Source organism: Streptomyces fungicidicus (assembly GCF_003665435.1).
Taxonomy (GTDB): Bacteria; Actinomycetota; Actinomycetes; order Streptomycetales; family Streptomycetaceae; genus Streptomyces; species Streptomyces fungicidicus.
This window is the reverse complement of sequence record NZ_CP023407.1, coordinates 6,727,645-6,740,768: the sequence shown is the minus strand read 5'-3', so window position 1 is coordinate 6,740,768 and position 13,124 is coordinate 6,727,645. Positions and strand designations below refer to the sequence as shown.

Here is a 13,124-nt window from a genome sequence, read left to right as displayed (position 1 = left end):
CCTGGCACGAACGCACCGGGCTGCGGATCATCAACGGCATCGGCGCCACGAACTGCACACGTCCGCCCCGGGACGACGGGATTTCCGGTCCCCGGCTGGCAGGCCCGGGTGCAGGACGCCGACGGCGTCCCGGTGCCCGACGGGGAGCCGGGACTGCTCGCGGTGCGCGGCCCGGTCGGCTGCCGCTACCTCGCCGACCCGCGCCAGCGGGAGTACGTGCGCGACGGCTGGAACATCACCGGCGACACCTATGTCCGCGACCCCGACGGCCGGTTCCGGTACGTCGCCCGCGCCGACGACATGATCATCTCGGCCGGGTACAACATCGCCGGCCCCGAGGTCGAGGACGCCCTGCTGCGCCACCCGGACGTCGTGGAGGCGGCGGTGGTCGGGCGGCCCGACGAGACACGCGGCCAGGTCGTGGTGGCGTACGCGGTCCTCGTGGAGGGCGCGCCGCGCGACGCGGAGGCGCTGCGTTCCTTCGTGAAGTCCGAACTCGCGCCGTACAAGTGCCCGAAGGAGATCGTGTTCCTGGAGGCGCTGCCGCGCACGGCCACCGGCAAGCTCCAGCGGTTCCGTCTGCGCGCTCCCGCCGGGACCGGCGAGGGCCGGACGTGACGCCCCCGGACGGCACCCCCGCGCACACGACCTAAGATGATCAACGTGTCCGACCAGCAAGCCCAGCACGCTCCGAGATCCCTCATCGTCACGCTCTACGGCGCGTACGGCCGCTCCGTGGAGGGCCCGGTGCCCGTCGCCGAGCTGATCCGGCTGCTGGCCGCGGTCGGTGTGGACGCCCCGTCCGTGCGCTCCTCGGTGTCCCGGCTGAAACGGCGCGGCCTGCTGGTCCCCGCGCGCACCGCCCTCGGGGCGGCCGGCTACGAACTCTCGCCCGAGGCACGCCAGTTGCTCGACGACGGCGACCGGCGGGTGTACGCCACGGATCCGCCGGAGGACGAGGGCTGGGTGCTCGCCGTGTTCTCCGTGCCGGAGTCCCAACGGCAGAAGCGGCACGTCCTGCGCTCACGGCTGTCCGGCCTCGGCTTCGGCACGGCGGCCCCGGGCGTGTGGATCGCCCCGGCCCGGCTGTACGAGGAGACCAGGCACACCCTGGAACGGCTGCGCCTGGACGCCTACGTCGACTTCTTCCGCGGCGCGCACCTCGGCTTCGCGCCAACCGCTCAGGCGGCCGCGCGCTGGTGGGACCTGACCGCCATCGCCGGGCAGCACGAGGCGTTCCTGGACCGGCACGCGCCGGTGCTGCGCGCCTGGGAGGAGCGGACGGACACCCCGCCCGAGGAGGCCTACCGCGACTACCTCCTCGCCCTGGACTCCTGGCGTCATCTCCCCTACGCCGACCCCGGACTGCCCGCCGCCCTGCTCCCCGCCGGCTGGCCGGGCACCCGCTCGGCGGCCGTCTTCCGCGGCCTGCACGACCGGCTGCGGGACGCGGGGGCGCGGTTCGTGGGCGTGTGACGGCCCGGGGCCGCGCCCCGCGCGCCCGTCACTGGGGCGGGGTCGGCGTGTCGTGGGTGCGGTACATGGCCTGCACGTCCAGCTCCAGCTGGACCGTCGGCCCGACGACGGCGATGCCACGGGCGAGCATGGAACGCCAGTTGAGGGTGAAGTCCTCGCGGTGCAGCTCCGCCTTCGCGAGCGCCGCGCAGCGCAGTTCCTGCTCGTAGCCGCCGTTTACGGTGCCGAGGTACTCGGTGTCGAGCCCCACGGAGCGGCTGGTGCCGTGCATCGTGAGGGTGCCGTGCAGCGTCCACCGGGAGCCGCCGCGGTAGGCGAACCGGGTGCTGGTGAAGTCGATGTACGGGTAGTTGCCGACGTCGAGGAAGTCGGCGGACCGCAGGTGGTTGTCGCGGGTCCGGTTGCCCGTGGTGAGGCTGGAGGCGTCGATGCGCACCGAGACCTGGGAGTCGGCCATGTTCTCCGCGACCCGGATGCCGCCCTCGAACCGGGTGAAGCGGCCGTGCACATGGGCCATGCCCACGTGTTTGGCGATGAACCGGATCGCGGTGTGCGGAGGGTCGAACAGCCAGGTGCCGGGCGGCGGCAGCTCCAGTTGGCGTCCGGGTTGCAGCGTCACGCGCACGGGGGCGAGAGCCACCCCGGCGGTGATGTCGACGGTCTCGCGGACGGGCGTCAGGCCCTCCGCGGCCACCATCACGCTGTACCTCCCCGGGGGCAGGGCCGCCATGAAGTAGCCGTACGGGTCGGTGGTGCCGCCGGCCACCACACGGTGGCTGTCGAGAGCGGTCACCGTGACCTCGGCCGCACCCAGGGGCTGCCCCAGGACGTCGACGGTCTCGCAGCCGAACGCCCCCGCCCCGTCCGGCAGGGGGACCGTGAGGCCCGAGGCGGCGCCGGAGGCGCCGTGCGGGCGCAGGCGTCGAAGCAGTCCGAGGACCATGTGGTGTTCACCTTTCCGCATGTGTGTTTCCGCGCGGCCCGTACGCCACGCCGCGTTCGCGGCTGCCAACGACCCGGGAGAACAGGACATCAGTACGAGGGGACGGTCTGACATCGATCCTAAAGCCGCCGGGAGGGCAAAGGCGCTGGTCCCAGAGCCTTGACGAGCACCGGTCAACGCCGGACGGACCACCGGAAGAGCGCACGATGGGGGCGTATGTCGGGATTTGGAGGGGCGGCACTTTGCAGTGACGCTCCGGCGAACGGCGGGAAGCGTGTGGCGATATTCATGCAGCATGCACGGTTACGGCGCGCTTCACTCACGTTCCCCGCACACCTCGCCCGGAGCGGGCGGTGCCGGCCGCGACCGGGCTCAGCCTCCCAGGGTGAGCCGGGGCTTGGGCGCGTCCGTACGGCCGGTGCGCGGAGGCCTGCTGCCCGCCCGGTACGGCGCCGGCCAGACCACGCCCGGGCCCTCGTACCCCTGCTCGGCCGCCGCGTGCAGCGTCCAGTGCGGGTCGTAGAGGTGCGGGCGGGCGAGTGCGCACAGGTCCGTACGCCCGGCGAGGATCAGGGAGTTGACGTCGTCCCAGGAGGAGATGGCGCCCACCGCGATCACCGGGACGCCCGCCTCGTGCCGCACCCGGTCGGCGAACGGGGTCTGGTACGAGCGCCCGAACTCCGGTTCCTCCTCCGCCACGACCTGCCCGGTCGACACGTCGATCGCGTCGGCGCCGTGCGCGGCGAAGGCACGGGCGATCGCGACCGCGTCCTCCGCCGTGACGCCGCCCCGCGCCCAGTCGGTCGCGGAGATGCGGACGGTCATCGGCCGGTCACCGGGCCACGCCGCGCGCACCGCGTCGAACACCTCCAGCGGGAAACGGAGCCGCTTCTCGGGTGAGCCGCCGTAGGCGTCGGTGCGGTGGTTGGTCAGCGGGGAGAGGAAGCCGGAGAGCAGATAGCCGTGGGCGCAGTGCAGCTCCAGCAGGTCGAAACCGGCCCGCGCGGCCCGCACGGCGGTGGCGGCGAACTGCTCCCTCAGATCGGTGAGCTGCGCCCGGGACAGTGCGCGCGGCACCTGGCCGCCCGGCCGGTACGGCAGGGGCGAGGCGGCTACGAGGGGCCAGTTGCCCTCGTCGAGCGGCTCGTCCATGCCTTCCCACATCCGCTTGGTCGAGCCCTTGCGACCGCTGTGCCCGAGCTGCACGCCGATCGCGGCGCCGGGGGCCTGTGCGTGCACGAAGTCGGTGATCCGCCGCCACGCCTCGGCCTGTCTGCCGGTCCAGAGGCCGGCGCAGCCGGGCGTGATGCGGCCCTCCGGGCCGACGCACACCATCTCGGTCATCACCAGCCCGGCGCCGCCCAGCGCGCGGGCGCCGAGGTGGACGAGGTGGAAGTCGCCGGGGACCCCGTCGAGCGCGGAGTACATGTCCATGGGCGAGACGACGACCCGGTTCCGCAGGGTGAGACCGCGCATCCGGAACGGGGTGAACATCGGGGGCGTACCGGGCGGGCAGCCGAACTCCCGCTCCACGGACCCGGTGAACCGGGCGTCGCGCAGCCGCAGATTGCCGTGGGTGACCCGGCGGCTGCGGGTGAGCAGGTTGAACGCGAACTGGCGGGGCGGCTGCGCGAGATGGCGGGACAGGTCCTCGAACCACTCCAGGCTGGCCCGTGCCGCGCGCTGGGTGGAGGCGACCACGGGCCGGCGTTCCTCCTCGTACGCGGCCAGCGCGGTCTCGACGGTGGGCTGTTCGCGCAGGCAGGCGGCGAGGGCCAGGGCGTCCTCGACGGCGAGCTTGGTGCCGGAGCCGATGGAGAAGTGGGCGGTGTGGGCGGCGTCGCCGAGGAGCACGACGTTGCCGTGCGACCAGCGTTCGTTGACCACCGTACGGAAGGTGGTCCAGGCCGAGTTGTTGGACTTCAGCGGGCGTCCGCCGAGCGCGTCGGCGAAGATCTTGGCGCAGCGCTCGACGGACTCCGTCCCGTCCGTCCCGTCGAACCCGGCCGCGCGCCACACCTCCTCGCGCATCTCGACGATCACGGTGGAGGCGTCGGCGGAGTACGGGTAGCCGTGCAGCTGCATCACGCCGTGCTCGGTCTCGGCGATCTCGAAGCGGAAGGCGTCGAAGGCGAAGTCGGCGGCCAGCCAGACGTAACGGCACCGGTGCTCGGTGATCCGGGGCCGGAACACGTCCGCGAAGGCCTCCCGGGTGGTGCTGTGGACTCCGTCGGCGGCGACGACGAGGTCGTACGTCCGCGCCAGCCGGGCGGGGTCCGGGGCCGCGGTCCGGAAGCGGAGTTCCACGCCGAGGGAGCGGCAGCGGTCGTGCAGGATCTCCAGCAGGCGGTGCCTGCCCAGCGCGGCGAAGCCGTGTCCCCCCGAGGTGTGCGGGACGCCCCGGTGGACGATGTCGATGTCGTCCCAGCGGGTGAAGTCCCGCTGCAGGGCCGCGTAGACGACGGGGTCGGCGTGCTCGATGCCGCCGAGGGTCTCGTCCGAGAGGACGACTCCGAAGCCGAAGGTCTCGTCGGGGGGATTGCGTTCCCAGAGGGTGATATGCCGGTCGGGGTCGAGGCGTTTCAGCAGCGCGGCGGTGTAGAGGCCGCCGGGGCCGCCGCGATGACCGCCACGCGCGCGGGGCGGTTTCCCTGGCTCCTGGCGGAAGGCATCCGCTCACCTCCCCCGCCACTTCGGGGTGCGCTTCTCGGTGAAGGCCGCGTGGAACTCCGCGTAGTCCTCGCCGTTCATGAGGAGGGCCTGGGTGGAGGCGTCCAGCTCCACCGCCGCCGCGAGCGGCATGTCCAGTTCGGCGGTGAGCAGGGCCTTGGTCTGGGCGTGGGCCAGGGCGGGGCCGTCGGCCAGGCGGCGGCCAGGGCCCGCGCGGCCTCGTCGCGTCGCCCTCGTCCGTCAGCACGCTGATCAGGCCGATGCGCTCGGCCTCCGGTGCCCGTACCGGGTCTCCCAGCATGAGCAGCCGGGTGGCGTGGCCCAGGCCGACCACCCGGGGCAGCAGATAGGCCGCGCCCATGTCGCCGCCCGACAGGCCGACCGGGTGAAGAGGAAGGCGAAGCGGGCGCCCGCGTCGGCGACGCGGAAGTCGGCGGCCAGGGCGAGGACCGCCCCGGCGCCCGCCGCCACCCCGTGGACCGCGGCGACCACCGGGAACGGGCACTCCCGGATCGCCCGCACGACCTGACCGGTCATCCGGTTGAAGTCGAGCAGCTCGGCGGTGTCCATGGCGAGGGTGGCGCCGATGATCTCGTCGACGTCGCCGCCGGAGCAGAAGCCGCGGCCCTCGCCGGCCAGCACCAGGGCCCGTACGGCCCGCTCCCGGGCCAGCTCGGCGAGCAGGTCGCGCAGATCGGCGTAGGCGCCGAAGGTGAGCGCGTTGAGCTTGTCGGGGCGGGCGAGGGTGACGGTGGCGACCCCGTCGGCCAGATCGACGCGCAGATGCTCCCAGCGGGAGGTGCGGGCGGCGGAGCCGGTGAAGGGACTCATGAGGGCGGCCTCCTCGGACGGGCACTGCGCGGCTCAGTGAGTTCTGTCCGATGAATTTATCACCTGTCCGTGACTTCCGTCACGGGTGCGCGATACGCCGTTCGGGCGCCGTCCCGTCCGTCACGACTCGTCGACATACCGGTAACGGCGGGAGCCCGCGTGCGAGGCGGGGCGTGGAGCTGGGTAAGCCGCCCGTTGCCGGGGCAGAGGGCCCCGGCACGGCGCCCCCGGGCACGGGGGCCGGTGCCCCGCCCCCCTCGGGGGGCCGTACCGGCTGCGCCGTACCATGGGCTGCTGAACGCGAGGAGCACCCGCTCCATGAACGGACCCGTCGTGCACGAACCCCCCGCCGCTTCCACCTCCTGGCGCGTAGCGCTGCCGCACACCGCCGCGGCGGTGCCGGTGGCCCGTGCACTGGTCCGTACGGCACTGGCCGAGCGGGAGCACGCCGCCGACTGCGACACGGCGGAGCTGCTGACGGCGGAGCTGGTGGCGAACGCGGTGGAGCACACCTCGGGGAGCACGCCGATCGAGCTGGTGGTGCGGCTGCTGCCGGCCGGCTGCCAGGTCGAGGTGCACGACGCCGACCCGGAGCCCCCCGGTGAGCTCACCCGCCCGTCCCTCGGGATGCCCGACCCCTGGCAGGAGAACGGGCGGGGGCTGCTGCTGATCCGCACCCTGAGCTCGTCCTGCGGCCACCGCCCCACCGAGTCGGGCAAGGCGGTGTGGTTCCGGCTGCCGGGACAGCGGCGCCCGGTCTGAACGCGGCGCGGGACCTCAGGCGAGGGTCGCGACCAGGACCGCCTTGATCGTGTGCATACGGTTCTCCGCCTCGTCGAAGACCACCGAGTGCGCCGACTCGAACACCTCGTCGGTCACCTCCAGGGAGGTCAGGCCGTGGGTCTCGTGGATCTCCCGGCCGACCTTCGTGCCCAGGTCGTGGAAGGCCGGCAGACAGTGCAGGAACTTGACGTCCGGGTTGCCGGTGGCGCGCAGGACGTCCATGGTCACCGCGTACGGGGCGAGGGCGGCGATCCGCTCGTCCCACACCTCCTTGGGCTCCCCCATGGAGACCCAGACGTCCGTGACCACGAAGTCCGCGCCCGCGACGCCCTCGCCGATCTCCTCGGTGAGCGTGATGCGGGCCCCGCTGGACGCGGCGAGCTCATAAGCCCGGTCGACGATCTCCTGGGCGGGCCAGTACGCCTTGGGGGCGACGACACGGACGTCCATGCCCAGCAGGGCGGCCGTCACCAGGTAGGAGTTGCCCATGTTGAAGCGGGCGTCGCCCAGGTAGGCGAAGGCGATCCCGGTGAGCGGCTTGGCGCAGTGCTCGGTCATGGTGAGCACGTCGGCGAGCATCTGGGTGGGGTGCCAGTCGTCGGTGAGCCCGTTGTAGACGGGCACCCCCGCGTACGCCGCGAGCTCCTCCACCTTGTCCTGGCTGTCGCCGCGGTACTCGATGCCGTCGTACATCCGGCCCAGCACCCGGGCGGTGTCCCGCACCGACTCCTTGTGGCCCATCTGCGAGCCGGACGGATCGAGGTACGTCGTCGAGGCGCCCTGGTCGGCGGCCGCGACCTCGAACGCGCAGCGGGTGCGCGTCGAGGTCTTCTCGAAGATCAGCGCGACGTTCCTGCCCCGCAGGTACCGCTGCTCGGTCCCGGCCCGCTTGGCGGCCTTCAGTTCGGCGGCCAGCTCCAGCAGTCCGAGGAACTCCTGCGCGGTGAAGTCCAGCTCCTTGAGGAAGTGGCGGCCGGCGAGGGCGGTCGGGACAGTCGCCATGGGGCGCTCCAGTAATGGGGGACATGAACCCTTGGAAGTCTATACGACGTTTTGTATTTCTATACGGCCTACCGCACCGCGTCCCGCTGGACGGGACAGCTCATGCAGCGCGGCCCGCCCCTCCCCCGGCCCAGTTCGCTGCCGGGGATCTCTATCACCTCGATGCCCTGCTTGCGCAGGTGCGTGTTGGTGGTGGAGTTCCGCTCGTAAGCGACGACCACGCCCGGTTCGACGGCGAGGACGTTGCAGCCGTCGTCCCACTGCTCACGCTCGGCGGCGTGCACGTCCTGGGTGGCGGTCAGCACCCGGATCTCACTGAGCCCCAGCGCGGCCGCGATCGCGCGGTGCATGTGCTCCGGCGGATGGTCGGTGACCTTCAGCTCCTTGTCCCCCGCGCCCGGCTCGATGGTGTACGAGCGGAGCATGCCCAGGCCGGCGTACTGGGTGAAGGTGTCGCCGTCGACCATCGTCATCACCGTGTCGAGGTGCATGACGGCGCGCCGCTTCGGCATGTCGAGGGCGACGATGGTCTCGGCGGAGCCGGCCGCGAACAGCTTGTGCGCGAGCATCTCCACCGCCTGCGGGGTGGTCCGCTCGCTCATCCCGATCAGCACCGCCCCGTTGCCGATGACCAGCACGTCCCCGCCCTCGATGGTGGACGGGTAGTCGGCCTGCCCCTCGGACCAGACGTGGAAGGACTCCTCGCGGAACAGCGGGTGGTGCCGGTAGATCGCCTCGAAGTGCACGGTCTCGCGCTGCCGGGCCGGCCACCGCATCGCGTTGATGGCGACACCGTCGTAGATCCAGGCGGAGGTGTCGCGGGTGAAGAGGTGGTTGGGCAGCGGCCCGAGCAGGAAGTCGTCGAGCTCCATGGCGTGGAAGCGCACGGAGGTGGGCTCCGGGTGGGCGTCCAGGAACTCCCGCTTGGTCATCCCGCCGATCAGCACCTCGGCGAGCCCGGGCGCCGCAAGGGTCTCGAAGGCGGCCCGCAGATGGTCGGTGGCGAGCGGGCCGTACTCCTTCTCGTCGAAGACCCGGTCCAGGACGAGAGCGCGGGCCGCCGGGATGTCCAGCGTCTCGGAGAGCAGGTCACCGAAGAGGTGGACGGTGACCCCGCGGTCGCGCAGGACGTCGGCGAATCCGTCGTGCTCGGCGCGCGCCCGGCGCACCCAGAGCACGTCGTCGAAGAGCAGGGCGTCCTTGTTGCTGGGGGTGAGCCTTTTGAGCTCGAGATCGGGCCGGTGCAGGATGACGCGGCGGAGCCGGCCGGCCTCGGAGTCGACGTGGTAGGTCATGCCTCCATCCTGACCACCCGGGGGCGGGTTCACCCCCGGTCCGGCACATCCGCGGTCCGGCTTCCGTCAGCGGCCGGGCGCCGGCCGGATCAGCTCGGGCCGGGCCAGCAGCCGGCGCGCCCCGGGGTCCCGGGCAAGCGCCGCGCGGGCGACGATCCACCCGGCCAGGAGGTGCGGGTCGCCTGGCTCCCGGGAAAGGCCGTCGTCGTACCCGGTGAGCGCGGCGGCGGCGTTGCCGGCGGCGAGCTGTTCGTCCGGGGTGCGGGGGCCGGCGGGCGGGACCGAGAAGGCGTGGGTGCGGACGTCCGGCCAGGGGGCGCGGTCGGGCCGGAAGCGGAGGACGTCCGGCGGTGTGTCGCCGTCGGATGGCACCGAGTGCCCCTCGGGGGCGGGGGCGACGTTGCGCAGCCGCCATTCGGTGCGGTGCAGGGCGGCTGCGGTGCGGGCGCGGGAAAGGGCGGCCGGGGGCACGGGCTCGCGCAGCCAGGCGTCGAGGGTCCGGGCGAGACCGCCGACCAGGGCCTGCCCGGCCTCCGTGAGGCGGCCGCTGGTGAGGAGGGTGCGCACCACGAGACGGCTCTGGGTGCGGCGCAGCGCGAAGTGGTAGGCGGCCGTCTCGCCGTGCTCCGGGTCGGACAGCCGGTCCCGCCAGAAGCCGGCGACGCCGGTGAAGGCGTAGGCGCCGTGCAGCAGACCGGTGAGGTGGCGCGGATCCGGGCGCCAGGGGGCGTAGTAGCGCTCGGCGCGGTCGTCGCGCAGCAGCGGGAAGAGGTGGATCAGCGCGGCGAGCTTGCTGTGCTGGAACTCGTGGACCAGCGCCTCGGCCAGGGCCAGCGGTGAGGAGGGGCGGGCGATGACCATCGCGCCGAAGGAGTCGCCGCTGGACGCCGACACGCGGACGTCGGGTGGCGGAGGCGGCAGCAGGCCGGTGCGGGCCCACGGGACCACGGCGCGGATCACCGCGGGGTCGAGCCGTCCGGGCCCCGGCCCCTGCGCGGTCGCGAGGACGGCCACGGCCTCGTCGAACAGCCGCTGCCAGGCCACGGCCTCGTCGGCGTCCAGCCGGGCGGGCGGCACCGGGCCGTCGAGGTCGCGGTAGGGGTCCAGGTCCTCCAGCGGCACGGCGGCGGAGCCGACCGTGAGGGTACGGAGGGGAAGCCAGCGGGGGTCGTCCGCCGGCGGCGCCCCGTCCACCGGGACGGAGGCGGGGCGGCAGGTCAGGACCGAGCGCCGGCCGTCGCGCCCCTGGCCGGTCAGGGTCAGCTCACCGGCGCGGGTGCTCGCCGTCGCCGCCGACAGGCCCGCCGCCCCGTCCGGCAGCCTGGCCAGTCCCAGCCCCGGCAGGGACAGCGCGCCGTCCTCCAGCGGAACGCGCAGGGACGCCTCCGTGCCGGCGCGCAGCGAGGCGGCCACCGCCAGGGTGTTCAGCCTGGCCGCCTCCGCCCACAGGTGCGGCCCGGTCGCGGTGCCGTGGATCCGGCGCAGGGTGTGCGCGATCCACGCGCCGGTCGTCGGGGCGAGCAGCAGCCCTTCCACCGGTTCCGGCGCCCGCTCCGCCGCCTCCTTGAACACCCGCCAGGCCTCGGGGGCGGGGCTCAGCGGGGTGGGCAGGTCCCGGATCTCCTGCAGCACGGTGCGGAGCAGCAGCAGCCGGCGCGCCCGTTCGCCCTGATCGAGGAAGGCCAGGGCCCGTGCGGAGCCGCCGCCGGCGGCCAGTTCCGCGAAGAGGGGTTCGGGCATGCGGAACGGGCGGGGGCGCTCGCTGTTCGTCACCGGGACCTCCGGTCGGTGGGCGGGCATGCGGGGGCCCGGTGGGGGCACTTTGCGCGGCAGGACTGCTATTCGGCCCGGGGCGGATCGCCGCCGCCCCGGATGCCGCCGCGGGAGCGGAGGACCTCTGTGAGAAGACGGGTGCCGGGACCGAGGGGGGCGAGGCCGTCCACAGCGGACAGGGGCAGCGCCGCAAGATCGGCCAGGTCCGACTCCCGGACAGGAGCCCCCGCCGCGAGGGCCGGCTTCCGGGCGGCGGCTTCGGCGTTGCGCTGAGCGGGCGGCTGATGCAAGGTGCGTCCCCCTTCTCGCACGGTGGCACGCAATGCCCCGTGTCCTTTGCATCCATCATGGCCATTGATTCCCGCATCGAAAACCGTACGATCACGCCATCCGATCATCATCGATTGCGTGAACACCTGACAGAACCGATCAACTCATCCGATTCTCCTCCTACTTGAGAAGTGCATGCGGAAGCAGCGCCGCCGAGGAGCACGTCGACCGGCCGCACCGCCCTGTGCCGCCCTGGAACGGTGAGAGCGGAGAAGACCGTTCACGCACATCACGCTGCGACGAGACGGAGTTCCGCAGCATGCACCCGGCCACCGGCTCCCGGTCAGCAACGTCCCGGTGCGCACACGGCCGTGCTGCCGAACCATCGGCACCGCAGAACGCGCCGCACTGCCTCGAGGGCCGTGCGGCGCCCCGCACGGCCGGAAACAATCCCTCCGGAATGACGGCCCGCGAGGCGGCGTACCTTCGCGGCACCCTGAGAGCGCGTCGACGGCGCACGGCAGCACGGAGGTGCAGCCCGACGCACCCCTGTACACGGCCGTGCTCGACCGCTACCCGCGTGCATCCTGTGACTCGGGGCGAGCACGTGCACATGATCCGATACACCGTCAGATAGCCTCTATTCTGGCTGAGTTGACTTCGCCAAAGCGTGCGATGACCCTCGGCGGACATTCGGTCGGCCGAACAACAGGACCACAGGGGGACTCATGAGCCCTGACGCTCTGATCGCGCACTTCGTGGGGGCCTCGGCCCTGATCCTGGTGGCCGCGCACGCGGCGGGCTGGGCGGCTCGCAAGCTTCGGCAGCCGTACATCGTCGGCCAGCTGACGGCGGGGATAGCGCTGGGTCCCTCCCTCCTCGGCAGCATGGCGCCCGACGCGTACGACATGCTGTTCCCCCAGGAGATCGGCACGGCCCTGACCGGCTTCGCGCAGTTCTCCCTGGTGGTGTTCCTCTTCGCGGTGGGCTACGAGCTGGACCTCAAGCTGCTGGGCGACCGGGCGCGCACGGCGGTGGGGGTGGCGGCGGCCTCGTTCGTGGTGCCGATGGCGGTCGGCAGCGGCGGCGCGCTGCTGTTCTGGGACCAGCTGCACGGCCTCGGCATGCCGCGCGCCCCCTCCCCGTCGATGGTGCTGTTCGCCGGGATCGCCCTGTCCGTCACCGCCGTCCCCGTACTGACGGCCATAGTGCGGGAGAACGGACTGGCCCGCACGGTGCCCGGCGTGGTGGCGGTCTCGGCCGCCGGCCTGCTCGACGTGGTCTGCTGGACCGTGCTGGCCGGGGCGCTGCTGGAGAACGGCGGCGACCAGGCGCTCGGCTGGGGGTGGCGGGTGGCGCTCGCGGCCGGTTTCGTCGCCGTGATGCTCCTCGCGGCCCGGCCGCTGCTGCGCCGGCTGCTGTGGCGCACGCACCTGGAGCCCTCGCTGCGGATGGCGCTGCTGATCGGCTTCGCCCTCGGGTCCGCCTGGGTCACGCACTCCCTCGGTCTGCACGTGATCTTCGGCGCGCTGCTGGCGGGCGTGGTGACACCCCGCGAGCCGGACGACCGGCTCGACCCCGATCTGCTCCGTCCCCTGCACGACGTCAGCTCGCTGCTGCTGCCGTTCTTCTTCGTGGTCTCGGGCCAGGCCGTCGTGCTGAACGGCATGGGCGTCACGGGATGGATCGCCGTACTGGTGGTGACCGCGCTGGCCACGGTGACGAAGATCGGCAGCGGCACGGTGGCGGCCCGGCTGGGCGGCCTGGGCCGCTACGACGCCCACACCGTCGGCATCCTGATGAGCGCCCGGGGGCTCACCGAGCTGATCGCACTCAACGCCGGCCTGCAGGCGGGCCTGCTGAGCGACCGGCTCTACAGCGTCCTGGTCTTCATGGCCCTGGCCACGACTCTATTCACCCAGCCGCTCCTGATCCTGGTCCGTCGCATGGCCCAACGCCGTCCACCCGGAGGGACACAAGACCGGGCCGACCTGCCTCTTCCACCCACCGGGCGGGACGACTCGCGCGGCGCTCCGGTGACGGATCTGGGCTGAACATCCGGCCGGGGCGGCAACTGTGCC

9 protein-coding genes and 2 pseudogenes are annotated in these 13,124 nt (G+C 73.0%); 4 read left to right on the top strand and 7 right to left on the bottom strand.

Going from position 1 to position 13,124, the window contains the following annotated elements; all coding sequences use genetic code 11:
• Nucleotides 1-618, top strand: a pseudogene (locus tag CNQ36_RS30255) (AMP-binding enzyme); the annotation flags it as partial.
• Nucleotides 619-654: 36 nt separating this feature from the next.
• Nucleotides 655-1,476 carry a PaaX family transcriptional regulator gene (locus CNQ36_RS30250; RefSeq protein WP_121547648.1) on the top strand — a complete coding sequence of 274 codons (822 nt, stop codon included), beginning with the start codon at nucleotides 655-657 and terminating at the stop codon, nucleotides 1,474-1,476.
• A 28-nt stretch (nucleotides 1,477-1,504) separates the two neighbouring features.
• Here the strand turns inward: CNQ36_RS30250 and CNQ36_RS30245 are convergent, their stop codons facing one another.
• The 4 genes and pseudogenes from CNQ36_RS30245 to CNQ36_RS30235 all read right to left on the bottom strand — a co-directional run bounded on the left by CNQ36_RS30245 (nucleotide 1,505) and on the right by CNQ36_RS30235 (nucleotide 5,920).
• Nucleotides 1,505-2,419, bottom strand: a complete 915-nt coding sequence (locus CNQ36_RS30245) for a YceI family protein (RefSeq protein ID WP_121547647.1) — start codon at nucleotides 2,417-2,419, stop codon at nucleotides 1,505-1,507.
• 372 nt (nucleotides 2,420-2,791) lie between these two features.
• Nucleotides 2,792-5,091: pseudogene (locus tag CNQ36_RS30240) on the bottom strand (bifunctional salicylyl-CoA 5-hydroxylase/oxidoreductase).
• 4 nt (nucleotides 5,092-5,095) lie between these two features.
• Entirely contained in the window at nucleotides 5,096-5,221 is a 126-nt protein-coding gene (locus tag CNQ36_RS35640) for a hypothetical protein (protein ID WP_266104753.1), read from the bottom strand.
• Between the two features lie 120 nt (nucleotides 5,222-5,341).
• Nucleotides 5,342-5,920, bottom strand: coding sequence for an enoyl-CoA hydratase-related protein (locus CNQ36_RS30235; RefSeq protein WP_266104752.1), 579 nt, complete (start codon nucleotides 5,918-5,920; stop codon nucleotides 5,342-5,344).
• Between the two features lie 318 nt (nucleotides 5,921-6,238).
• On the opposite strand from CNQ36_RS30235, the gene CNQ36_RS30230 reads away from it, so the two are divergent.
• Nucleotides 6,239-6,682: an ATP-binding protein gene (locus CNQ36_RS30230; protein ID WP_040905960.1), complete on the top strand. Its 444-nt coding sequence runs from the start codon at nucleotides 6,239-6,241 to the stop codon at nucleotides 6,680-6,682.
• Between the two features lie 15 nt (nucleotides 6,683-6,697).
• Here CNQ36_RS30230 and argF read toward each other — a convergent pair whose 3' ends face one another.
• The 3 genes from argF to CNQ36_RS30215 form a co-directional block, all read right to left on the bottom strand.
• Entirely contained in the window at nucleotides 6,698-7,705 is a 1,008-nt protein-coding gene (argF, locus tag CNQ36_RS30225) for an ornithine carbamoyltransferase (protein WP_121547644.1), read from the bottom strand.
• A gap of 68 nt (nucleotides 7,706-7,773) precedes the next feature.
• A complete protein-coding gene (locus CNQ36_RS30220; RefSeq protein WP_121547643.1) occupies nucleotides 7,774-9,000 on the bottom strand; it encodes an arginine deiminase in 1,227 nt (408 codons plus the stop codon).
• Nucleotides 9,001-9,066: 66 nt separating this feature from the next.
• The gene (locus tag CNQ36_RS30215; RefSeq protein WP_228313072.1) at nucleotides 9,067-10,773 is read right to left on the bottom strand and encodes an HEXXH motif domain-containing protein; all 1,707 of its coding nucleotides are present in this window, start codon (nucleotides 10,771-10,773) and stop codon (nucleotides 9,067-9,069) included.
• A 998-nt stretch (nucleotides 10,774-11,771) separates the two neighbouring features.
• Here CNQ36_RS30215 and CNQ36_RS30205 point away from each other — a divergent pair.
• Nucleotides 11,772-13,097, top strand: coding sequence for a cation:proton antiporter (locus CNQ36_RS30205; RefSeq protein ID WP_121547640.1), 1,326 nt, complete (start codon nucleotides 11,772-11,774; stop codon nucleotides 13,095-13,097).
• Nucleotides 13,098-13,124 lie beyond the last annotated feature (27 nt).

What these genes read in the sequence shown, in the direction of transcription:
- CNQ36_RS30220 (WP_121547643.1), bottom strand. Translation starts at nt 9,000, where the DNA reads ATGACCTACCACGTCGACTCCGAGGCCGGCCGGCTCCGCCGCGTCATC.
- CNQ36_RS30245 (WP_121547647.1), bottom strand. Translation starts at nt 2,419, where the DNA reads ATGGTCCTCGGACTGCTTCGACGCCTGCGCCCGCACGGCGCCTCCGGC.
- CNQ36_RS35640 (WP_266104753.1), bottom strand. Translation starts at nt 5,221, where the DNA reads ATGCCGCTCGCGGCGGCGGTGGAGCTGGACGCCTCCACCCAGGCCCTC.
- CNQ36_RS30235 (WP_266104752.1), bottom strand. Translation starts at nt 5,920, where the DNA reads ATGAGTCCCTTCACCGGCTCCGCCGCCCGCACCTCCCGCTGGGAGCAT.
- CNQ36_RS30230 (WP_040905960.1), top strand. Translation starts at nt 6,239, where the DNA reads ATGAACGGACCCGTCGTGCACGAACCCCCCGCCGCTTCCACCTCCTGG.
- CNQ36_RS30205 (WP_121547640.1), top strand. Translation starts at nt 11,772, where the DNA reads ATGAGCCCTGACGCTCTGATCGCGCACTTCGTGGGGGCCTCGGCCCTG.
- CNQ36_RS30250 (WP_121547648.1), top strand. Translation starts at nt 655, where the DNA reads ATGATCAACGTGTCCGACCAGCAAGCCCAGCACGCTCCGAGATCCCTC.
- argF (WP_121547644.1), bottom strand. Translation starts at nt 7,705, where the DNA reads ATGGCGACTGTCCCGACCGCCCTCGCCGGCCGCCACTTCCTCAAGGAG.